General features: G+C 67.0%; 21 protein-coding genes. 11 read left to right on the forward strand and 10 right to left on the reverse strand.

Going from position 1 to position 20,609, the window contains the following annotated elements; genetic code table 11:
* Positions 1-169 precede the first annotated feature (169 nt).
* Together AC1DX5_RS22785 and AC1DX5_RS22790 are read right to left on the reverse strand one after the other, a co-directional pair.
* A complete protein-coding gene (locus tag AC1DX5_RS22785) occupies positions 170-571 on the reverse strand; it encodes a transposase (RefSeq protein WP_478017503.1) in 402 nt (133 codons plus the stop codon).
* Positions 572-767: 196 nt separating this feature from the next.
* Positions 768-1,214, reverse strand: coding sequence for a cupin domain-containing protein (locus AC1DX5_RS22790; RefSeq protein WP_478017505.1), 447 nt, complete (start codon positions 1,212-1,214; stop codon positions 768-770).
* 10 nt (positions 1,215-1,224) lie between these two features.
* Between AC1DX5_RS22790 and dapE the strand changes: the two genes are divergently transcribed.
* Both dapE and AC1DX5_RS22800 read left to right on the forward strand, forming a co-directional pair.
* Positions 1,225-2,382 carry a succinyl-diaminopimelate desuccinylase gene (gene dapE / locus AC1DX5_RS22795; protein WP_478017507.1) on the forward strand — a complete coding sequence of 386 codons (1,158 nt, stop codon included), beginning with the start codon at positions 1,225-1,227 and terminating at the stop codon, positions 2,380-2,382.
* Between the two features lie 79 nt (positions 2,383-2,461).
* On the forward strand, positions 2,462-3,628 hold the full coding sequence (locus AC1DX5_RS22800) for a PrnB family protein (protein ID WP_478017509.1): 1,167 nt from the start codon (positions 2,462-2,464) through the stop codon (positions 3,626-3,628).
* A 4-nt stretch (positions 3,629-3,632) separates the two neighbouring features.
* Here the strand turns inward: AC1DX5_RS22800 and AC1DX5_RS22805 are convergent, their stop codons facing one another.
* From AC1DX5_RS22805 to AC1DX5_RS22825, 5 genes are read right to left on the reverse strand one after another with little or no spacing between them, the layout of a single operon-like run.
* Complete coding sequence (locus tag AC1DX5_RS22805; RefSeq protein WP_465175940.1) at positions 3,633-4,856, reverse strand: threonine synthase; 1,224 nt, start codon at positions 4,854-4,856, stop codon at positions 3,633-3,635.
* On the reverse strand, positions 4,853-5,833 hold the full coding sequence (locus AC1DX5_RS22810) for a cobaltochelatase CobT-related protein (RefSeq protein ID WP_478017511.1): 981 nt from the start codon (positions 5,831-5,833) through the stop codon (positions 4,853-4,855). Before AC1DX5_RS22810 ends, AC1DX5_RS22805 begins: the two co-directional genes overlap by 4 nt.
* Positions 5,833-6,384 (reverse strand): nucleotide exchange factor GrpE, encoded by a 552-nt coding sequence (gene grpE / locus AC1DX5_RS22815; protein WP_478017513.1) that lies wholly within the window; start codon positions 6,382-6,384, stop codon positions 5,833-5,835. The genes AC1DX5_RS22810 and grpE overlap by 1 nt, the downstream gene beginning before the upstream one ends.
* 20 nt (positions 6,385-6,404) lie before the next feature.
* Positions 6,405-7,448: a heat-inducible transcriptional repressor HrcA gene (gene hrcA / locus AC1DX5_RS22820; protein WP_465172204.1), complete on the reverse strand. Its 1,044-nt coding sequence runs from the start codon at positions 7,446-7,448 to the stop codon at positions 6,405-6,407.
* Positions 7,449-7,507: 59 nt separating this feature from the next.
* Entirely contained in the window at positions 7,508-8,059 is a 552-nt protein-coding gene (locus AC1DX5_RS22825) for a hypothetical protein (RefSeq protein ID WP_478017515.1), read from the reverse strand.
* Positions 8,060-8,142: 83 nt separating this feature from the next.
* Here AC1DX5_RS22825 and rph point away from each other — a divergent pair, with 83 nt between their 5' ends.
* Positions 8,143-8,859 (forward strand): ribonuclease PH, encoded by a 717-nt coding sequence (gene rph, locus AC1DX5_RS22830; RefSeq protein ID WP_465172202.1) that lies wholly within the window; start codon positions 8,143-8,145, stop codon positions 8,857-8,859.
* The gene (gene rdgB, locus AC1DX5_RS22835; RefSeq protein ID WP_465172201.1) at positions 8,856-9,479 is read left to right on the forward strand and encodes an RdgB/HAM1 family non-canonical purine NTP pyrophosphatase; all 624 of its coding nucleotides are present in this window, start codon (positions 8,856-8,858) and stop codon (positions 9,477-9,479) included. The genes rph and rdgB overlap by 4 nt, the downstream gene beginning before the upstream one ends.
* 153 nt (positions 9,480-9,632) lie before the next feature.
* On the opposite strand, the gene AC1DX5_RS22840 is transcribed toward rdgB, so the two are convergent.
* The gene (locus AC1DX5_RS22840) at positions 9,633-10,190 is read right to left on the reverse strand and encodes a CAP family protein (RefSeq protein ID WP_465172200.1); all 558 of its coding nucleotides are present in this window, start codon (positions 10,188-10,190) and stop codon (positions 9,633-9,635) included.
* A gap of 50 nt (positions 10,191-10,240) precedes the next feature.
* On the opposite strand from AC1DX5_RS22840, the gene hemW reads away from it, so the two are divergent.
* Positions 10,241-11,401, forward strand: a complete 1,161-nt coding sequence (gene hemW, locus AC1DX5_RS22845) for a radical SAM family heme chaperone HemW (RefSeq protein WP_465172199.1) — start codon at positions 10,241-10,243, stop codon at positions 11,399-11,401.
* Between the two features lie 69 nt (positions 11,402-11,470).
* Here hemW and AC1DX5_RS22850 read toward each other — a convergent pair whose 3' ends face one another.
* Entirely contained in the window at positions 11,471-12,658 is a 1,188-nt protein-coding gene (locus AC1DX5_RS22850) for a penicillin-binding protein activator (RefSeq protein WP_465172198.1), read from the reverse strand.
* Between the two features lie 10 nt (positions 12,659-12,668).
* Here AC1DX5_RS22850 and rsmI point away from each other — a divergent pair, with 10 nt between their 5' ends.
* From rsmI to AC1DX5_RS22870, 4 genes are all read left to right on the forward strand, one after another.
* On the forward strand, positions 12,669-13,502 hold the full coding sequence (gene rsmI, locus AC1DX5_RS22855) for a 16S rRNA (cytidine(1402)-2'-O)-methyltransferase (RefSeq protein ID WP_478017517.1): 834 nt from the start codon (positions 12,669-12,671) through the stop codon (positions 13,500-13,502).
* A 179-nt stretch (positions 13,503-13,681) separates the two neighbouring features.
* Positions 13,682-14,035 (forward strand): YraN family protein, encoded by a 354-nt coding sequence (locus AC1DX5_RS22860; protein WP_478017519.1) that lies wholly within the window; start codon positions 13,682-13,684, stop codon positions 14,033-14,035.
* A gap of 121 nt (positions 14,036-14,156) precedes the next feature.
* Positions 14,157-15,110: a glutathione synthase gene (gshB, locus tag AC1DX5_RS22865; protein ID WP_478017521.1), complete on the forward strand. Its 954-nt coding sequence runs from the start codon at positions 14,157-14,159 to the stop codon at positions 15,108-15,110.
* A gap of 34 nt (positions 15,111-15,144) precedes the next feature.
* Positions 15,145-15,744 carry a DedA family protein gene (locus tag AC1DX5_RS22870; RefSeq protein ID WP_478017523.1) on the forward strand — a complete coding sequence of 200 codons (600 nt, stop codon included), beginning with the start codon at positions 15,145-15,147 and terminating at the stop codon, positions 15,742-15,744.
* A gap of 121 nt (positions 15,745-15,865) precedes the next feature.
* Here the strand turns inward: AC1DX5_RS22870 and AC1DX5_RS22875 are convergent, their stop codons facing one another.
* Positions 15,866-16,750: a tyrosine recombinase XerC gene (locus AC1DX5_RS22875; protein WP_478017525.1), complete on the reverse strand. Its 885-nt coding sequence runs from the start codon at positions 16,748-16,750 to the stop codon at positions 15,866-15,868.
* 64 nt (positions 16,751-16,814) lie between these two features.
* Here AC1DX5_RS22875 and AC1DX5_RS22880 point away from each other — a divergent pair, with 64 nt between their 5' ends.
* Positions 16,815-18,992 carry a primosomal protein N' gene (locus AC1DX5_RS22880; protein WP_478017527.1) on the forward strand — a complete coding sequence of 726 codons (2,178 nt, stop codon included), beginning with the start codon at positions 16,815-16,817 and terminating at the stop codon, positions 18,990-18,992.
* A 94-nt stretch (positions 18,993-19,086) separates the two neighbouring features.
* Positions 19,087-20,595, forward strand: a complete 1,509-nt coding sequence (locus tag AC1DX5_RS22885) for a hypothetical protein (protein WP_478017529.1) — start codon at positions 19,087-19,089, stop codon at positions 20,593-20,595.
* The last annotated feature ends 14 nt before the right edge of the window (positions 20,596-20,609 follow it).

The following is a 20,609-nucleotide window of genomic DNA, read 5'->3' on the forward strand; positions in this document are numbered from 1 at the left end:
CCATAGAAGCGCTGCGCCAGGCACAGCCGCTGCACCTGATCGCGCAGCGCCGTCTCTTCCACTTTTGGCGCATGCTCGCGCCAGCGCCAGTAATAGCTGGCCCGGCTTACCCCGGCCAACTGGCACAGCGCCTCTGTCGACAGCGCCGATCCCTCGCCTTGCGAACCCGTCATCGCCTGGATCTCGGCGAAGACGTCGTCTCGCCAGCACCGTCGCTCGGCTGGCGTGACGCCTCGATACGCCGCAAGGCGCCTTTGAAAAAATCCAGCGCCACCTGCTGCTCGCCGATCTTGCGCTGCAAGGCCTCGATCTGACGCTGCGCTGTGGCAACATCACGGATCTCACCAACTGCAGCATGGACAGCGACCGCATCGGCTACTCGACCCGGACGACCCGGATCGCGCAGCGCCTGCTCGCCACCAGCCCGCACCGCATTGCGCCACCGGTACAGCAGATTATCCCTGATCCCCAACTCGAGCGACAAGGCTGACACCCGCTCGCCCGACTCAATCCGACCCACAACCCACAGCTTGAACCCCCGGTCGTGCCGTCGTCGATGCTCCTTCGACATTCTTGCCCTCCATCCAGAGAGCTCTCTCTTATTTCATGTCTCAGTCTAGGGGGTCATTCCAGAAAAAATAAAGTTACCCGGTTTCTACCCTGTTATTGGCGTGGAACAGCGAAAAAATCGCCCTTGCTGGCTTGGAACTGACGGTCGCTGGCAAATATCTGAATTCCGTCATCGAGCGAACTTTCGGTTCGGGACACTAGAAGTCACCGCCATCCTTCTGCCGGAACCCCTTCCCCGCAAACAGATGCATGTCGATGTCGGGATAATGGCAGTCGGTATCCGATGGCCGCCCGACCGCGATGAACATGCAGTCCGCATCGCTGCGGTTCTGCAGCACATGGCCGTTGCCGTCATTCTTGGGGAAGGCCGCGCAGTCGCCGGCGCGCATCGCCGTTTCCCCGCTATCGTCGACCAGCACTGCCTCGCCCGCGATCATCACCACGAATTCGTCCTCGCCCTCATGCCAGTGCCGCTGCGACGACCAGGCGCCCGGCTTCAGCGTGACATGGCTCACCCCGAAGTCGCCCAGCCCCGACGCCGGGGCGAGGCGGCGATACCAGCGGCCCTGCACTTTCTCGGAATGCGGCGTCGGATAGCCGGTCGCATTGGTCTGCGGGATTGAATCGAGATCGAGCTTGGGCAATGCCACCTCCATGGATGCTGAGACCAGATTGCCCGATGTCGTCGCGCTGACCAAGGCGCTGATCGCTTGCGAGAGCGTGACCCCCGCGCAAGGCGGCGTGTTCGACGTGCTCGAAGCGGCGCTCGTCCCGCTCGGCTTCCATGTCGATCGTTTCATCATCGGCGAGGCACCCGACGGCCCGGTCGAGAATCTGCTCGCGGTGCGCGGCAGCGGCCACCCGCATTTCGCCTTTGCCGGGCATCTCGACGTTGTTCCCCCGGGGGCCGGCTGGACCAGCGGCGCGTTCGAGCCCGAGATCCGCGGTGGCCTGCTCCATGGCCGCGGCGCGGTCGACATGAAGGGCGCGATCGCTGCCTTCGTCGCCGCGCTTGGCCGGGCGCCAGCGATGGGCACGCAAAGCCTGATCATCACCGGCGACGAGGAAGGCCCCGCCATCTTCGGCACCCGCGCGCTGATCGACCGCATGGCCGAGCGCGGCCTGAAACCCGATTTCTGCCTGGTCGGCGAGCCCACCTCGGTCGCGCGACTCGGCGACATGATCAAGATCGGGCGGCGCGGCTCGGTCAATATCTGGATCGACGTGCCCGGGCGGCAGGGCCATGTCGCCTACCCCCATCTCGCCGACAATCCGATCCCCAAGCTGGTGGCGATCCTCGCCGAGATCGACGCGATCATACTCGACCAGGGCAATGACTGGTTCCAGCCCTCGAACATCGAAGCGACGGACATTACCGTCGGCAATCCCGCCACCAACGTCATCCCGGCGCACGCCTCGGCCCGGCTGAGCATCCGCTACAATGATCTGCACAAGGGCGACGATCTCGCGGCGCGGATCGAAGAGATCGTACACCGCCACGCTCCCAAGGCGACGATGATCGCGCGCGTGTCGGGCGATGCCTTCCTGACTGCGCCGGGGGCGCTCTCGACCCTGATCGGCGACGCGATCGAGGCGCGGCAGGGCATACGGCCCGAGCTGTCGACCACCGGCGGCACGTCCGACGCGCGCTTCCTTTCGGCGCTCTGCCCCGTCGTCGAGTTCGGGCTGATCAACGCGACGATGCACAAGCTCGACGAGGCCGTGGCGATCGACGATCTCGCCGCGCTGTCCGACATCTACGCCGATATCATCGGGCATGTCGGCACTCTGAAAGGCAGCACCGGTTTCTGACATGGCCTCGGAACTGGCGTCGGGCGGGCTGCGTCGCTAGGAAGGTTTCATTCGATACCGGTTTGCTGAAGGACTTCTCATGACGCTGCAGGGCCTGGCCCATTACGGGCTTTCGGGCGAACGCGGCTTTCTGTCGCAAGCCGAGATCGACGAGGTGGCGCTGCCGGCCGGGTTCGCGGCGGTCGAAGCGATGGCCGCCGACCTGTCCGGCCTCGTGACCACCGGGCGGATCCGCCACTGGCTGGCCGAGCTGCCGACACCCGACATGGCGGCGTTCCTCGCCAGCGCCAGCGACGCGCAGATCAGCCTCGCGATGGTGCGCTATGCCTTTCTGGTCCAGGCCCATGTCTGGGGCGAGCCGACTCCGCCCGAGATGCTGCCGGCCAATCTCGCCGTGCCGTTCGTCGCCCTGTCCGACCGGATGGGGTTCCCCCCGGTCATGAACTATGCCTGTTATATCCTCGACAACTGGTACCGGCTCGACAAGCAGGCGCCGATCGCGCTGGGCAATGTCATGCAGAAGCAGCGCTTCGCCGGCGGCCTGGACGAGGAATGGTTCGTCCAGATCCATGTCGCGATCGAGGCGACCGCCGGCCATGCGCTGGAGCTGGCGATCGACCTCGTTCAGGCCAGCGACGAACGCGATGCGGCGCGCGTCGAGGCACTGCTGATCGAGATGAACGCGGTGTGGGAACGCCTGTTGGCGATCTTCGACCGCATGGGCGAGAAGTGCGATCCGTACATTTATTACAACCGCATCCGCCTCTACATCAACGGCTGGAAGAACAATGCGGCGCTGCCCCAGGGCATGATCTACGAGGGCGTCGAACGCTTCGGCGGCAAGCCGCAGGAGTTTCGCGGCCCCACCGGCTCGCAAAGCTCGATCGTGCCGTCGATGGACGCGCTGTTCCAGGTCTCGCACGAGAATGACGAGCTGCGCGACCTGCTGGTGGAGCTGCACCCCTATCGCCCCCGCCGCCACCGCGCCTTTATCGAGGACCTGCAGCGCGCCAGCCACCTGCGCGACTTCGCCGCCACGCAGAATCAGGGGGTGAAGCAAGCGTTCAACGCCTGTGTCGAACAGGTCGCCCGCTTCCGCACCCGCCATCTCGAATATGCCGCGGCCTATATCAACAAACAGGCCTCATCCGGCGCGGGCAACGACCCCGATATCGGGACCGGCGGCACGCCCTTCATGAAATATCTCAAGAAGCACCGCGACGAGAACCGCGCGCAGACGCTCTGACGGGTCAGAGCGCCGCCAGATCGATCTCGCCGAACCGGTCGATCGTGTCGTTCGCCTCGGGCATCGGGTATTTCAGGCCCGTCGCGCAGTTGAACAGGACGGTGCTTTCCTCCTCGTCGACCAGGCCGGTGCGCAGCGCCTCCTTATAGGCCGCCAGCGTCGCGCCGCCCTCGGGACAGAGCAGCAGCCCGTCCTTTTTCGCGGCATCGTCCACCGCCTTGAGGATCGCGGGGTCGCCCACCGCCATGGCCTGGCCACCGCTCTCGCGCACCGCGCGCAGGATCAGGAAGTCGCCGACCGCCTTGGGCACGCGGATGCCCGCCGCGACCGTCGCCGCATCCTCCCAGCGCTCGGCATGCTCGACACCTTCGTCGAAGGCACGGACGATCGGCGCGCAGCCCGAGGCCTGCACCGCGAACATGCGCGGCCGTGCCGGGCCGATCCAGCCGAGCTTCTCCAACTCGTCGAACGCCTTCCACATGCCGATCAGGCCGGTACCGCCGCCGGTTGGGTAGAAGATCGCATCGGGCAGCTTCCAGCCGAACTGGGCGGCCAGCTCCAGCCCCATCGTCTTCTTGCCCTCGATCCGGTACGGCTCCTTCAGAGTCGAGAAATCGAACCACAGCCCTTCCGCCGCGCCCTTGCCGACGATCGCCCCGCAATCGTCGATCAGCCCGTTGACCCGGTAGACGCGCGCGCCCTGTTGCGCGATCTCGCGCACGTTGATTTCGGGCGTGTCGTCGGGACAGAAGACGATCGTCTCGATCCCGCAGCGTGTCGCATAGGCAGCGAGCGCGGCGCCGGCATTGCCGTTGGTCGGCATCGCGATCTTCGTGACGCCCAGCGCCTTGGCCATCGACACCGCCATGACGAGCCCGCGCGCCTTGAACGATCCGGTCGGCAGCCGCCCCTCGTCCTTGACCAGCACGTTCGGCCCGCCCGAGCGCGGGATCGGCACCAGCGGCGTCTCGATCTCGCCCAGGCTGACCACGTCGCGGGTGGCGCGCACCGGCAGCAGCTCGCGCCAGCGCCACATGTCGGTCGGCCGCGCGGCGACCATCGCGCGCGGGATCATCGCGCGGAGCGAGTCGAGATCATAGCGCACCAGCAGCGGCCGCCCGACGCGCGACAGGCCGTGCAGCGTGTCGGCGTCATAACGTTCGCCCGTCATCGAGCATTCGAGATGCGTGACGAAGGTCGGGCGATCGGTGGTGATGTTCTCGTTCATGCGTCTTCCGTCTTTGCCCGAACGGTTTGCGCTATGAGCGCCGCCAGTGCGCCCGGCAACACATCGAGAGTATCGACCGACCGCGAGCGATGGTAATATCGGCTGACATCATAGCCAATGCCAAGGGCTGCCAGGATCATGTCATCCGAGGCTTCGATATTTTGAATAACCGACTGAAGATGCCGTTCAAGATAGGACGGACCGTTTTGCATCAAAGTCGAATCATCGACCGGAGCCCCATCAGAAAGAATGACGAGCAGCTTGTGCGGTTGGGATTGCTCACGCAGCATGGCGCGCGCCCATTCGATCGCTTCGCCATCAACATTCTCGCGCAGAATGTGCGGATGGAGCATGACTGCCCAATCCTCCTGCCCCAATGGTTCGCCCGCGCGCTGATAGAGAATATGGAGCAGCGCGCAGAGCCGACCGGGCCGCTGTGGCTGGCCGTTCGACAACCAGTCTTGCCGCGATTTCCAGCCGTGCCACCCCATGGTCGAGAAGCCCAGGAGCGTGACCGTCGCGCCGATATCGCCGAGGACAGCGGAGAGCCAGCGGACAGCTGCCGCGGTATGCAGGATCGGATCGTCCCGCATCGATCCCGATTGATCGACGAGTATACAGATCGCCCAATCACCCGGCGTCGTTGTTGCAAAAGCCGCACGCAGGGAATCGGCGTCAGCAGCGGGGACGGCGTCGAAGAGCTTCTTTGCCGCGTCAGCCCTGCGATGCCAGATGGCCGGATCACGCAGCAGCCAACCCTTGGCGCTACTGAGGTCGTCCGCCGCGAACGCCGCCGGGAGATCACGGGCCCGCAACGTCAGGTCATGTGTTCGGGAATATACCCTATAGGGCTGACCCACCGGGCCGTCCGAAACGCATTTCGAGACGGGACGACGGCGCTGAAAAGCCCAGATGATATAGCCGAAGAACAAGACGGTGAGTGCAACGCTTAACGTGTCACCCACCGGCTCTCCCATCACTCCGGCTTCTTCGCCACCCCGACCAGCGCCGGGCGCAGCAGCCGGTCCTTGATCATATAGCCCGCCTGCATTTCCTGGACGATCGTGCCGACCGGCTTGTCGCTCGGCATTTCGAACATCGCCTGGTGGAAATTGGGGTCGAGCGGCTCGCCGAGCGTGCTCATCTTCTTGATGCCGTGGCGCTGGAACACCGATTCGAGCTCGCGGCCGGTCGCATCCAGGCCAGTGATCAGGTTCTTGAGCTTCTCGTCCGCGCGCAGCTCGGCCGGGATCGCCTCCAGCCCGCGGGCGAGATTGTCGGCGACCGACAACAGGTCGCGCGCGAACGCGGTCGCGGCATAGGCGCGGGCATCGGCCGCTTCCTTCTCCGCGCGGCGGCGGACATTCTGCGCCTCGGCATGGGCATAGAGCACCGCCGATTTCGCTTCGGCCAGCTCGGCCTCGAGCTTCGCCACGCGATCATGCTCGGCAAGCTCGGGGGCGTCCTGCGCGGTCTCCTCGCGCAGGTCTTCGGCGGTGGGCGTCTCGATCTTTTCGTCTTCGATCATCGTGTGTCGCTTCGATCCTGTTAGGGCATGAGCCGCGCGAGTGTCGCGGCAGTGAAATCCACCATGGGCACGACGCGGGCATAGTTCAACCGAGTCGGGCCGATTACGCCGACCACGCCGACCACCCGCCCATCGAGCCCGCGGAACGGTTTCGCAATGACGGATGATCCCGAAAGCGAGAATAATTTATTCTCGGCGCCGATGAAGATGCGGGTGGCATCGCCCGCGCCGGCGCTGTCGAGCAGCCGGGCGATCTCCTGCTTGCCCTCCAGGTCGTCGAGCAGGTCGCTGATCCGTTCGAGGTCGGCCGCGGCGGCCGCGTCGATCAACCGCCCCTGCCCGCGCACGATCAGCACCGGGCGGCGATTGCCGTCCTCGCTCCAGATGGCGAGGCCACGTTCGATCAATGTCCGGGCGACGGTATCGACCAGCGCGCGCTCCTCGCCGATCTCGCGCTCGATTCGCGCCCGCGCCTGGGCGATGGTCATGCCGGAGAGCATTGCGGTCATGTAATTGCCCGCCTCGACCAGCGCGGAGGGCGAGACGCCGGCGGGCAGGTCGATCACGCGGTTCTCGACCGATCCGTCCTCGGCGACGAGCACCGCGAGCGCCTTGTCGGTGGAAAGCGGCACGAAGCTCATCTGGCGCAGCACCAGCTCGCGCTTGGGCACCAGCACCAGCCCGGCACAGGCCGACAGGCCGGACAGCGCGGCCGTGGTCGCGGCGAGCGCTTCCTCGACCGGCCCGACCTGCGACACGCGCGATTCGATCGCGGCGCGCTCCTCGGCCGAGGGCTCCAGCGCCTGCATCATGCCGTCGACGAACAGGCGCAGCCCGATCTCGGTCGGCAGGCGCCCGGCGCTGGTATGCGGCGAGGCAAGCAGGCCAAGCTCCTCCAGATCCTGCATCACGTTGCGTATCGAGGCCGGCGAGAGGTTCAGGCCGGAAAGATGGGCGATGGTGCGCGATCCGATCGGCGAACCGGTATCGAGATAGCTTTCCACCACCACGCGGAAGACGTCACGCGCGCGGTCGTTGAGCTCAGTGATCGGGGGCGCGGACATGGGTGTCATGTAAGGAGCACCGATGCGCGTCTCAACGCCGCTTGTCACCTTGTCAGTCCTCACCACTCGTCAATTGGAGCGGTTTGTCCCGCCCCAAGAGGCCTGCCGTTGATCGGATTCATCTGCGCCGCGGCCAGCGCGGAAAAGATGGCGTGACGTACGCGCGCGTCTTCGTAGCAGGCTCTCAATCGGGAAGGCGATGCGCCGCCGCGCCACTCGATCACATAGTGACTCACACCGTGGCGAGTCCCGCCCGAAATCGGTTCTCCATTTGCTTTGGGTCTTTGGTAGGCGTCGCACGCCCGTCTGAACTGGCGATCTCCAATTGGCCTGATGCCAGCCAACCGCCGTCTGAAGCCCGCAAGTTCGGAGGTGCTGAGCCTGTATCGGGCTGTCTTGATGACCTGCTCCCCTCCCGGCTCGAAGGTGCGCTGCATGACACCGCCATCAGTCGCGATACTCACCGAAAAGTCGGGGCAAATTCCCAGGCAGATATTGGTGATCCAGCGAATGCGAATGGTGATCGTCTCCGAAGACGGCAATGCCTGCGGCGATGCCGGCGCCGAGGATGCCAACGACGCCATCATCGCCAGAACCCAGATGCGCATCATATTGTCTCCATGACCATCACCAAGACTGGCGCGTTCACCTTGTCGCGTCTAGGTGGCGAAGCCCAGTTTCAGGAGATTCCCCAATGCGCCCATCCGGCCGCGCCCCCGATCAGATGCGCACGATCACGATCGAGCCGCGCTTCACCCGCCATGCCGAAGGCTCCGTGCTGATCGGCTTTGGCGACACCAAGGTGCTGGTGACCGCCTCGGTCGAGGAGAAGGTCCCGCCCTTCCTGCGCGGCAAGGGCGAGGGCTGGGTCACCGCCGAGTACGGCATGCTCCCCCGCGCCACCCATACGCGCGGCCAGCGCGAAGCGGCCAAGGGCAAGCAGTCCGGCCGCACCCAGGAGATTCAGCGGCTGATCGGCCGTTCGCTCCGCGCCGTCACTGACATGAAGCTGCTCGGCGAGCGCCAGATCGTGCTCGATTGCGACGTGATCCAGGCCGATGGCGGCACCCGCACCGCGTCGATCTCGGGCGCCTGGGTCGCGCTGCGCCTCGCCATTGACGGGCTGCTCGCCTCGGGCAAGCTGACGGTCGACCCGCTGAGCCAGAAGGTCGCGGCGATCTCCTGCGGCATCTATAATGGCACGCCCGTGCTCGACCTCGACTATGACGAGGATTCGAACGCCGATGCGGACGCGAACTTCGTCCTGCTCGAAAATGGCAACATCGCCGAGGCGCAGGCGACCGCCGAGGGCGCGACTTATGACGAGGAAGCGCTGCTCCGTCTGCTCCGCCTCGCGCGCATCGGCTGCTCGGACATCTTCGCCGCCCAGGCCAGGGCCGTCGCGAAATGACCATCGAGGTCCCGCCCCAGGCGATCCGCAAGCTCGTCCCCGGCAAGCTCGTCATCGCCAGCCACAATCCCGGCAAGGTGCGCGAGATCCTCGAGATGCTTGGGCCGTACGGGATCGAGCCCGTCTCGGCCGCCGAGCTCGACCTGCCCGAGCCGGAGGAGACCGGCACCACCTTCCTCGCCAATGCCGAGCTGAAGGCGCTGCAGGCAGCCGATTTGACCGGCCTGCCCGCGCTGGCCGACGACAGCGGCCTGTGCGTCGACGCGCTGAACGGCGATCCGGGGATCTTCTCGGCGCGCTGGGCCGGCGAGGGCAAGGACTTCAAGGTCGCGATGCAGCGGGTCAATGACGCGCTCGAGGCGAAAGGCCCCGATGCCAGCCGCGACGCGCATTTCATGTGCGTGCTCGCGCTTGCCTGGCCCGACGGCCATGTCGAGTGGTTCGAGGGCCGGGTCGACGGCACGCTCGCCTGGCCGCCGCGCGGCACCGGCGGGTTCGGCTACAACCCGATCTTCGTGCCCGAGGGCAGCGAGCTGACCTTCGCCGAAATGCCCGACGCGAAGAAGGCGATCAGCCACCGCGCGCGGGCGTTCGACGCGATGATGGCGGCGGTGCTTTAAGAGCCCTCTCCCTTTCGGGAGAGGGAAACGACCGTTAGGTCGTCGGGGAGAGGGCTGGGTCGGAACGGCCGGCTTTAGTCTCATGACCCGTTCCGACCGAACCCTCTCCTTGCCGGCTTCGCCGGTTTTCCTCTCCCGAAAGGGAGAGGAGTTTTATGTCGGCATTTGCCCCACGACATTCCCCGGCGGCGTGTATCGGCAGACCAGATAATCATCCGTCGCGTTACTCGCCGTCGCGCAGCCGAACTCGGTCGTGCCGCGCCAGATGATCTGGGTGTAGTGCGCCACGTCCTCCCACCGCCCGGTCACGCTGAAATCCGGCGTAGGCCCGCGGCGATAGTCGCGGCGCTCGTCGACCCAGTGGCCGGCCATCTCCTCGTAGCGATAGGCCCCGCGAGTGCCGGTCCAGAGATTCTCGCCCTCGGGCGCGGGGCCGCGCGGTTCCTTCGAATGCTCGAATCGCCCGGTCCGGGCGAGCTCGCGGGCATAGCGTTCGGCATCGACCGCCAGTGCCGGATTCCACACCAGCGGCGGCACTCCGGCGGCGGCGCGGGCGCGGTTATGTGCGTCGATCATCGCCTGGCGCATCAGCGCCTCGCCGCGCGGGGCCACGCCCGAAAAGCGGCGCTCCTCGATCACCCGTTCGCTCTGCGGCGGGGCGGCGGCGGAGCAGCCCGTCAGCAGCGCCAATGCCATCAGCAGAAACCGCATCTTTGCCTGCCTCTTTCCTGGCCTCGTTCGCACGATCATATGGGGGCCAGATGAACGATCCCCAAACGCCACCGCTCGCGCTTTATGTCCATTGGCCGTTCTGCGTGTCGAAATGCCCTTATTGCGACTTCAACAGCCATGTCCGCGCCGAGGTCGATCAGGCCGCCTGGCGCGCCGCCCTGCTCGCCGACCTGCGCCATGAGGCGGCGGAACTGCCCGGCCGCACGCTCGGCTCGATCTTCTTCGGCGGCGGCACCCCCTCGCTGATGCCGCCAGAGACGGTCGCGGCGGTGATCGACGCGGCGGAACGGGCCTGGGGCTTCGCACCCGATGTCGAGATCACGCTCGAGGCCAACCCCTCCTCGGTCGAGGCGGCGCGCTTCGCCGATATCGCCGCGGCGGGGGTGAACCGGGTCTCGCTCGGGCTTCAGGCGCTCGACGACCAGGCACTGAAATTCCTCGGCCGTGCGCATGACCAGACCGAGGGGCTGGCCGCGCTCGACACCGCGCAGCGCGCCTTTGCCCGGGTGAGCTTCGACCTGATCTATGCCCGGCCCGACCAGCGGCTGGCCGACTGGGAAGCGGAGCTGACCCGGGCGATCGGCTTCGGCACCGAGCATCTGTCGCTCTACCAGCTCACCATCGAGCCCGGCACGCGCTTCGCCACTGAGGCCGCAGCGGGGCGGATCGTCATTCCCGATGGCGACAGCGCCGCGGACCTGTTCGAGGCGACGCGGGCGATCACCGCCGCGGCGGGTATCCCCGCCTATGAGATTTCCAACCACGCCCGCGCCGGCGCGGAGAGCCGGCACAACCTGACCTATTGGCGCTACCGCGACTATGCCGGGGTCGGGCCGGGCGCGCATGGCCGGCGCGGTGGGCTGGCCACGGTGCGCCGCAAGAAGCCCGAGAACTGGATGAGCGCGATCGAGCGCAACCAGCACGGCATGGAGAGCGAGGAGCCGCTCGCCCCGCATACCCGCGCGACCGAGGCGCTGCTGATGGGTCTGCGCCTGCGCGAGGGCGTCGATCTCGCCCGGATCGCGCGGCTGGGCGAGACCAGCGTCGAGGCGCTGATCCACTGGCCCGCCGCCATCCGGCTGCAGGACCAGGGCCTGCTTGTCCGCGACGGCGACCATCTGACCGTGACCGAGGCAGGCATGCTGCTACTCGATGCGATCCTGCCCGAGATCGTCAACGACGCCGCCTGAGCGCGCGACAATAGCACCGTTTGCCGGTTTCCTATCGTTCCGCGACGCTATGCCTGCGGACGACGCGACTCAGAAACCGGTCGGCGCCGGGGAGACGGTGACCGTGGTCCCGCCCCGGATCTCCTGTACCTCCAGCGCGCGTTCGGCGACGCTGTCGCGGCCGAAGCGGAACGGACCGTCGATGCCGGAGAACCCGCCCGGATCGCGCAGCCGCGCCTCGGGGAACGGGCTGCCGACCGTCCAGTCGCGCGCGATGCGCACCGTCAGCAGCACCGAATCATAGCCCAGGCTCGACAGGCGATAGGGTGCGGCGCCGAAGCGGGCGCGGTATTTGGCGGCATATTGGCGATAGAAAGTGTCCGACACGCTCGCGAACCACGCGCCGTTGAGCGCCGGCCGGGTCGTGATCGAGCTTTCCGAATTCCACAGATCGGTGCCGAGGACATGCGCCCCGCCCCCGCCATTGCGGCGAATGAGCGGCACCGCCGTCGCCGCGGATGCGCCGCTGTCGGCGATCAGCACCGCCTGATAGGGCGCGTTCTGCGCCAGGCGGCCGATCGCCCCGGTCAGCGATCCCGCGCCGCGATCATAGGTCTGAAGCGTGCGCACCTGGCCGCCGGCACCCTCGACCGCGCGCAGAAAGGCAGTCGACGCGCGTTCGCCATAAGTGCCGTTGGGAACGAGCCCGGCGAACTCCGTGACGCCCTGTCCCTTGGCATAGCGCACGACCCGGTCGATCGACTGGGCCGGGGCGTAGCCGATCAGATAGGCACCGTTGCCGGCCGCCGTGGTGTCGTTGGAATAGCTGATCACGGGCACGCCGGCCCGGCGCGCCAGCGGGGCCACCGCGCGAACGTCCTCGGCGAGCAGCGGGCCGAGGATCAGCCGGTTGCCGTCGGCCAGCGCGCGCTGGGCGGCGGCGGCGGCACCGCCATTGGTGTCATAGGTGGTGATGCGCACCTTCTCGTTCTTGCTGTCGAGCAAGGCGAGCTGGGTAGCGTTGGCGAGGCTCTGGCCGATGCCGGCATTGGTGCCGGTCAGCGGCACGAGCAGCGCGACGCGGTGGCGCGCGACGTCGGTCGGGATGCCCGCCTGCACCTGCCCGCTATCCTGCACCGGCCGCGGCGGCGGCGGCGCGGCCGGCCCCGGCCCGCGCGGCACTACCGACTGGCAGGCGCTCAGAAGCAACGCTCCCGCGATGAATGCTGCACGAAGAAGCTTCGCTCCCCGTTGCGGTATCGATAGGGCCTCTGCCATGACTGCTCCAATGAACGCCGAACTCGCGCCCGGTCTCTATATCGTTGCCACCCCGATCGGCAATCTTGGCGATCTGAGTCCGCGCGCCGCGCATATACTCTCGAACGCCGCGGTAGTTGCAGTCGAAGACTCGCGTGTGACGGCGGGCCTGCTGCGCCATATCGGCGTCAAGCGGCCAATGACACCCTATCATGATCATAATGCCGAGCATGTCCGCCCCGGCCTGATCGCCCGGATGGGCAGCGAGGCGGTGGCGCTGGTGTCCGACGCGGGCACGCCGCTGATCTCCGATCCCGGCTATAAGCTGGTCCGCGATGCGCGTGCGGCCGGGCATCTGGTGGTGACGATCCCGGGCCCCTGCGCCGCGATCGCCGCGCTGACCCTCGCCGGGCTGCCGACCGACCGGTTCCTCTATTGCGGCTTCCTGCCGCCCAAGGCGCAGGCGCGCGCGACGGCGATCGCCGAGATCGGATCGGTGCGGGCGACCCTGGTGCTGTACGAATCCGGCCCGCGCCTGGGCGCGACGCTGGCGGCCCTTGCCGAAGGGCTGGGCGATCGCGAGGCAGCGGTGACGCGCGAGATCACCAAGAAGTTCGAGGAAGCGGTGACGGGAACCCTGTCGTCGCTCGCCGCGCGCTACGCCGACGCGCCGCCCCGAGGGGAGATCGTGGTGGTGGTGGCACCGCCCGGCGAGCCCGAAGCGGCAAGCGTGGACGATGCCGAGGCGGCATTGACTGAGGCGCTGACGCGGTTGCCCATGGCGAAGGCGGTCAGCGAGGTCGCGAAGAAGCTCGGGGTGGACCGCAAGGAGCTTTATGCGCGGGCGCTGGAGATGAAGGGGTGATGGGTGGCGCACTTCATTCCTCCCCCGGGAACCGGGGGAGGGGGACCATTCGCCTCTTCCGGCGAATGGTGGAGGGGGCTTGGAGCGCGGAACAGATGCACCGTGTGCCAAGCCCCCTCCACCACCCGCTGAAGAAGCGGGCGGTCCCCCTCCCCCGCTTCGCGAGGGAGGAATAAGGGGTGCGTGACCGCCGCGTTGCCGAAGCCGCCGGCCGTCGCGGCGAGCGTCTCGCCGGCTGGTGGCTGCGGCTAAAGGGCTGGCGCATCCTCGATCGCCGCGTGCGCACGCCGGCCGGCGAGGTCGATCTGGTCGCGCGGCGCGGCAACCTGGTCGCGTTCGTCGAGGTGAAGATGCGCAAGACCTCCGCGGAGCTCGACGTCGCGATCGACGAGCGCCGGCTGTCGCGGGTCGCGGCAGCCGCGGAATACCTCATGCCGAAATATGCCGGCCCCGGAGACGACATCCGCGTCGATGTGATCCTGCTCGCCCCCGGCACGCGGCCGCGTCATATCGAGAATGCGTGGATCGGGTGACAACCGCCTGACCCGCGCCTACATCCCCGACCGTTCGGGCTGAGCTTGTCGAAGCCCTGCATTTTCTTCCTGAGAAGAAGGACAGTCCTTCGACAGTCTCAGGACGAACGGAGGTTGTTCGATGCCGCTTACCGTCGCCGTCCAGATGGACCCGCTCGATTCGATCAACATCGCGGGCGATTCGACCTTTGCGCTGATGTTGTCGGCGCAGGCGCGCGGGCACAGGCTGTTTCACTACACCGCCGAGGATCTGAACTATTCGGACGGGCGCGTGTGGACCAAAGCCCATCCGGTGACGGTGCAGCGCGTCGTCGGCAATCATTTCAGCTTCGGCGACCCGGTCAGCCTCGATCTCGGCAAGCAGGCCGATGTCGTGCTGATGCGGCAGGATCCGCCGTTCGATCTCGGCTATATCACCGCGACGCACCTGCTCGAGCGGATCGCGCATGAGACCCTGGTGGTGAACGACCCCGCCAATGTCCGCAACGCGCCCGAAAAGGTCTTCGTGCTCGACTATGCGCGCTTCATGCCGCCGACTTTGGTCACCCGTTCGCTCGACGAAGCGCGCGCCTTCCTCGCCACCCACGGCGAGATCGTGGTCAAGCCGCTGCACGGCAATGGCGGCAAGGCGATCTTCAAGGTCGGCAGCGACGGGGCGAACCTGTCGGCGCTGATCGAGGTGTTCAACACCGCGTATCGCGAGCCGCACATGATCCAGGCATTCCTTCCCGATGTGGCCAAGGGCGACAAGCGCATCGTGCTGGTCGACGGTGAAGTGGCGGGCGCGATCAACCGCGTACCCGGCGCGGGCGAGATCCGCTCCAACCTCGCGGTCGGCGGATCGGCGGAGAAATCGATCCTGACGCCCGAAGAGGAAGAGATCTGCGCGGTGCTCGGCCCCGAACTGAAGAGGCGCGGGCTGCTGTTCGTCGGCATCGACGTGATCGGCGGCAAATGGCTGACCGAAATCAACGTCACCTCGCCCACCGGCATCGTCGCGATCGAGCGCTTCGACGGGACCGATGTCGCCGGCCTGATCTGGGATGCGATCGAGGCGAAGATCGGGCGTGCTTGATTCTCCCCTCCCGCTTGCGGGAGGGGGACAAGGCATGACCGAGTTCATCATCGACCTGACTGCCTGGGGCGGCTATTTCGGCATCTTCCTGCTGATGATCCTCGAGAATGTCTTTCCGCCGATCCCGTCCGAGGTGATCATGGGGCTGGGCGGCATCGCGGTGGCGCGCGGGCAGATGGAGGCGCTGCCGCTGATCGCGGTCGGCACGGCGGGCACCGTCGTCGGCAATTATTTCTGGTACGCGCTGGGCCGGCGCTTCGGTTATCTCGGTTTGAAACCCTGGGTCGATCGACACGGCCGCTGGCTGACCGTGGACTGGCATGAGGTCGAGCGGCTCCATGCCTTCTTCACGCGGCATGGCGAGTGGATCGTCTTCGTGTTCCGCTTCATGCCGGCCTTCCGCACGATCATCTCGCTGCCCGCCGGCATGACCTGCATGCCGCGCTGGCGCTTCCTGCTGTGGACGGCGGCGGGTAGCGCGATATGGAACTGCCTCCTGACCTGGGCCGGCTGGTATCTCGGCGCGAATTTCCATGCGCTGGACCGGTTCATCGGGCCGGGCGCGCTGGCGATCATGGTGGGGATCGTGCTGGTGTATGTGTGGCGCGTGTTTACGTGGAAGCCGCGCACATAGGGTCGTTAGAACACCACCTCCCCGTTCGTTTCGAGCGAAGTCGAGAAACGTTGATGGAGCGTTAGGCCCGGTTTCTCGACTTCGCTCGAAACGAACGGGAGAGAGGGGCCGGTGAAAGCCTCTAAGCCCGCGGATGGGCATTCCGGTACACGTCGAGCAGATGCGCCGCGTCGACCGCGGTGTAGATCTGGGTCGAGCTGAGGCTGGCATGGCCGAGCAGTTCCTGCAGCGCGCGCAAGTCCGCGCCGCGACCCAGCAGATGCGTCGCGAAGCTGTGACGCAGCGCATGGGGCGTTGTCCGTTCGGGCAGGCCCAGCCGCACCCGTGCCGCCTGGACCGAGCGGCGGACGATCGCAGGCGATAGCGGCCCGCCCTTGGCGCCGCGGAACAGTGGTGCGTCGCGCGAGATCGGCCAGGGGCAGGTCCGGAGATAGGCCTCGATCGCGTCGCGCACCTGCGGCAGCAGGGGCACGATCCGGGTCTTGTCGCGCTTGCCGGTGACGCTGAGCGTCGGGCCGAGCGGGAGGATCGTGCCGGTCAGCCCGGTCGCTTCGCCGACGCGCAGGCCAGCGCCGTAGAGCAGCATCAGCACCGCCCAGTCGCGCGCGCCGATCCAGGGTAGAGTGGCATTCTCCTCGACATCCTCGGCCAGCGCGACCACTTCGTCGGGCGAGATCGGGCGCGGCACGCCCTTCTTGACGCGTGGCCCTCTCAACCGTGGCGCAGCCCCTGTCCCGCCGGCGAAGACCAGGAAGGAGCGCACCGCCGACAATTCCCGCGCCGCCGATGCATTGCCCAGCCCCTCGCCGCGGCGAAGCGCGAGATAGGCGCGCAGATCGGCCGCGCTGACCTTGCCGAGCGAGTCGCGCGAGACGGCCCCGCCCCAATGGGTTTCGAGGAAGTGGATCAGCCGGTTGGCCGTCGCTTCGTACGCGCGGATCGTGTGGACCGATCGCCGCCGGTCGCGGCGGAGATGATCGGCGAATTCGGGGGCGAGACCGGACATGGCCCGACCATAGCGCCGAAGCGGGTTCATGCGGAAGCTTTGCGCGAGGCCGCCGAGCCGCCATATGGGCGCCGTGTCCCGCGCCCGCGTCCTCGTCATGAATTCAGCGCTCGGCCCGCTCGATTACCGAGTCCCGCATGGGATGACGGTCGAGCCGGGGTCGATCGTTGTCGCGCCCTTGGGGCCGCGCCAGCTGATCGGCGTGGTGTGGGAGCCGGAGACCATGCCGTCCGACGCCGAAGTCGGCGACAACCGGCTGCGCAATCTGGTCGGCGTGATGCCCGTGCCGCCGCTGGCGGCACCGCTGCGCCGGCTGATCGAGTGGACCGCCAATTATTATCTCGCACCGCCCGCCTCAGTCGCGCGCATGGCGCTTGCCTCGACCTCGGCGCTGGAGGGCGGACGGACCGTCACCGAATATCGCGCGACCGGACTGGTGCCCGACCGGCTGACGCCGCAGCGCGAGCAGGCGCTGGAGCGGATCGGTGAGCGCCAGGGGCTGATCCGCGAGCTGGCGCTGGCCGCCGACGTCTCCGACGCCGTGATCCGCGGGTTGGTAAAGACCGGGGCGCTCGAAGCGGTCGAGGTGGATATCGACAGCCCCTTCCCTTTGCCCGATCCCGAGCATGGCGTGCCAGCCCTGTCGCCGGATCAGCGCGCAGCGGCCAAGGTGCTGATCGCCAATGTCGAGGCGGAAGCATTCCAGCCGACCCTGCTCGACGGCGTTACCGGATCGGGCAAGACCGAAGTCTATTTCGAAGCAGTGGCCGCCGCGATCCGCGCCGGGCGGCAGACGCTGGTGCTGCTGCCCGAGATCGCGCTGACCGAGCCGTTCCTGCAGCGCTTCGCCGCGCGCTTCGGCGTGGCGCCGGTCGCCTGGCATTCGGGGTTGCGCCAGTCGCAGCGGCGGCGCGCCTGGCGCGCGATCTCCAGCGGGCAGGCGCTGGTGACGGTGGGCGCGCGATCCTCGCTGTTCCTGCCCTATGCCAATCTCGGCCTGATCGTGGTCGACGAAGCGCATGAGACGAGCTTCAAGCAGGAAGAGGGCGTGCATTATCACGCCCGCGACGTGGCGGTGATGCGCGGGCTGTTCGAGAAATGCCCGGTGATCCTCGCCTCGGCCACGCCGGCGATCGAGACGCGGCAGCAGGTCGCGCTGGGACGCTATGCCGAGCTGAAGCTGCCCGGGCGCTGGGGCGCGGCGGAGATGCCGGCGATCGAGGCGATCGACCTGATCGCCAACCCGCCCGAACGCGGCCGCTGGATCGCACCGGCGATCGTCAAGGGTATCGAGGAGCGGCTCGAGCGCGGCGAGCAGTCCCTGCTGTTCCTCAACCGGCGCGGCTATGCCCCGCTGACCTTGTGCCGGACTTGCGGGCACCGCTTCCAATGTCCGAACTGCACGGCGTGGATGGTCGAGCACCGGCTGGTCGCGCGGCTGGCGTGCCACCATTGCGGGCATGTCGAGCCCGTGCCGCGCGCCTGCCCGGAGTGCAGCAACGAGGATACGCTGGTGGCGGTCGGGCCGGGGGTGGAGCGCATCGCCGATGAAGTGCGCGCGCTGTTTCCGGCGGCCAAGACCGCGATCGTCACCTCGGACACGATCTGGTCGCCGGCCAAGGCGGCGGAGTTCGTCCACCGCATGGAGGCGGGCGATATCGACATCGTGGTCGGCACCCAGCTCGTCACCAAGGGCTATCACTTTCCCAATCTGACGCTGGTCGGGGTGATCGATGCCGATCTCGGGCTGGGCGGGGGCGATTTGCGCGCGTCGGAACGGACCTTCCAGCAGATCATGCAGGTCGCGGGGCGCGCCGGGCGCGGCGAGAAGCCGGGCCATGTCTATATCCAGACGCACAGCCCCGACGCGCAGGTGATGCGCGCGCTGGTGACGGGCGATGCCGACGCCTTTTACGAAGCCGAGACCGAATCCCGCCGCGAGGCCGGCGCGCCGCCCTTCGGGCGCTTCGCCGGGATCGTGGTGTCGAGCGAGGACCAGGCGGCGGCGCAGGAGATCGCGACCCTGATCGGCCGCACCGCGCCGAAGCTGGAGGCGATGGAAGTATATGGCCCCGCCCCGGCCCCGCTGGCGATGCTGCGCGGGCGGCACCGGTTCCGCCTGCTGGTCCATGCCCGGCGCGCGCTCGACGTGCAGGACGTGATCCGCGACTGGCTGGGCAAGCTCGACTGGCCGAGCAAGGTCAGGGTGGTGGTCGATGTGGACCCATACAGCTTTCTCTAGGCATGCTTGCGAGCATCCGTCGCCAGGGTTACCATCCACGATCTGTGGGGGATTTCCGATGTTTCGCAAACTGTTGACAGTGGCTGCCGCGTGCATGGCACCTTCGATTGCCCATGCCGAGTGGCAACAGGGTACGTCCGAGCACTTCATCGTCTATGCGGACGACAAGCCCGCCGACGTGAAGGCCATGACGACGCGGCTCGAGCGGTTCGACCGGGCTGTCCGCGTCGCGCTCAATCTCAAGGAACGGCAAGTTGGGCCGAATGCCCGTGTCAGGGTGTTCGTCCTGCCGACGATGACCGATGTGCAGAAGATGCTGGGCGACAAGAATGCCAATGTCGGCGGATATTACCGGCGCTGGCCCTCCGGCCCTGTGGCCTATGTGCCGGCACAGAGTCCTTCGGATTCCGGCCGGACTCTGACGCCACGGATGGTGCTGCAGCACGAATATACTCACCATCTGATGTATTCGAACTGGGGTGATGTGGTCTTCCCCCAATGGTTCACCGAAGGCTTTGCCGAACTGTTCGCGACGGCGCGGGAGCGCGACGATGGCAGCGTCGTGATCGGCGCCGTCCCGACCTATCGCGCTTATGGCATCGACCGCATGAACGACCTGCCGGTGGAAAAGTTGATAGCCGCCGGGCCAGATTATCACGACGGGATGCAGACGCAGATTTTTTACGGCCGCGCCTGGTTGTTGACTCATTTCCTGATGTTCGATCCAGAACGGGCAAAGCAACTCGCGGCGTATATCGGGGCGATCAACAGCGGAAAGACGCCCGCGGAGGCATCGGCATTGATCGGCGCGACTGCGTCGCTCGACCTCAAGCTCAACGGTTATGGCGCGAGGAAGACGCTGCCCGCAGCGACCTTCACCGCGAGCAAGCTGCCAATCGGGGAGGTCGGCGTGCGAGCATTGACCCCCGGCGAGGCGGCGCTGATGCCGGTCATGATGCGGTCGCAGAACGGGGTGGACGCGCAGCTTGCCAAGGAGGTCGTCATACAGGCGCGGCAACTCGCCGCCCCTTATCCCGATGACGCGGGCGCGCAGAACGCCCTTGCCGAGGCCGAGTTCGACGCGAAGGACTTCGTCGCAGCGAACGCGGCAGCCGACCGCGCGCTGGCGGCCGATCCGAAATCCATTCACGCGTTGATCTACAAGGGCATGGCCCAGATGGCGCTGGCCGAAAAGGCCCAGAACAAGGATGCAGCCGTCTGGACCACGGCGCGACGGTGGTTCCTGGCCGCGAACAAGATAGATCCGCTATATTCCTGGGCGCCGCAGCTCTATTTCGAAAGCTTCGCTCAGGCCGGGCAAGGCGCCCCCAAGAGCGCGCAGGACGCGCTGCTCTACGCGTACAGGCTGTCGCCCCATATCCCGGAACTGCGGTTTCAGGCAGCGCAGATATTCCTGCGGGACGGCCGGACCAAGGAAGCGCGCGTGGCTATCGAGCCGATCGCGTACAGCCCGCATGGCGGCTCCCTCGCCGATCGGGCGAAGAAGGCGATCACGGTGCTGGACTCGGGCGACACCGCCGGCGCGATCGCGGCCCTCAAGAGGAGCGACGACTCGACCAAACCGCAGGACAAGAAGAACTGAGACACGCGCGACGC

The organism is Sphingomonas sp. P2_B6, assembly GCF_056404755.1.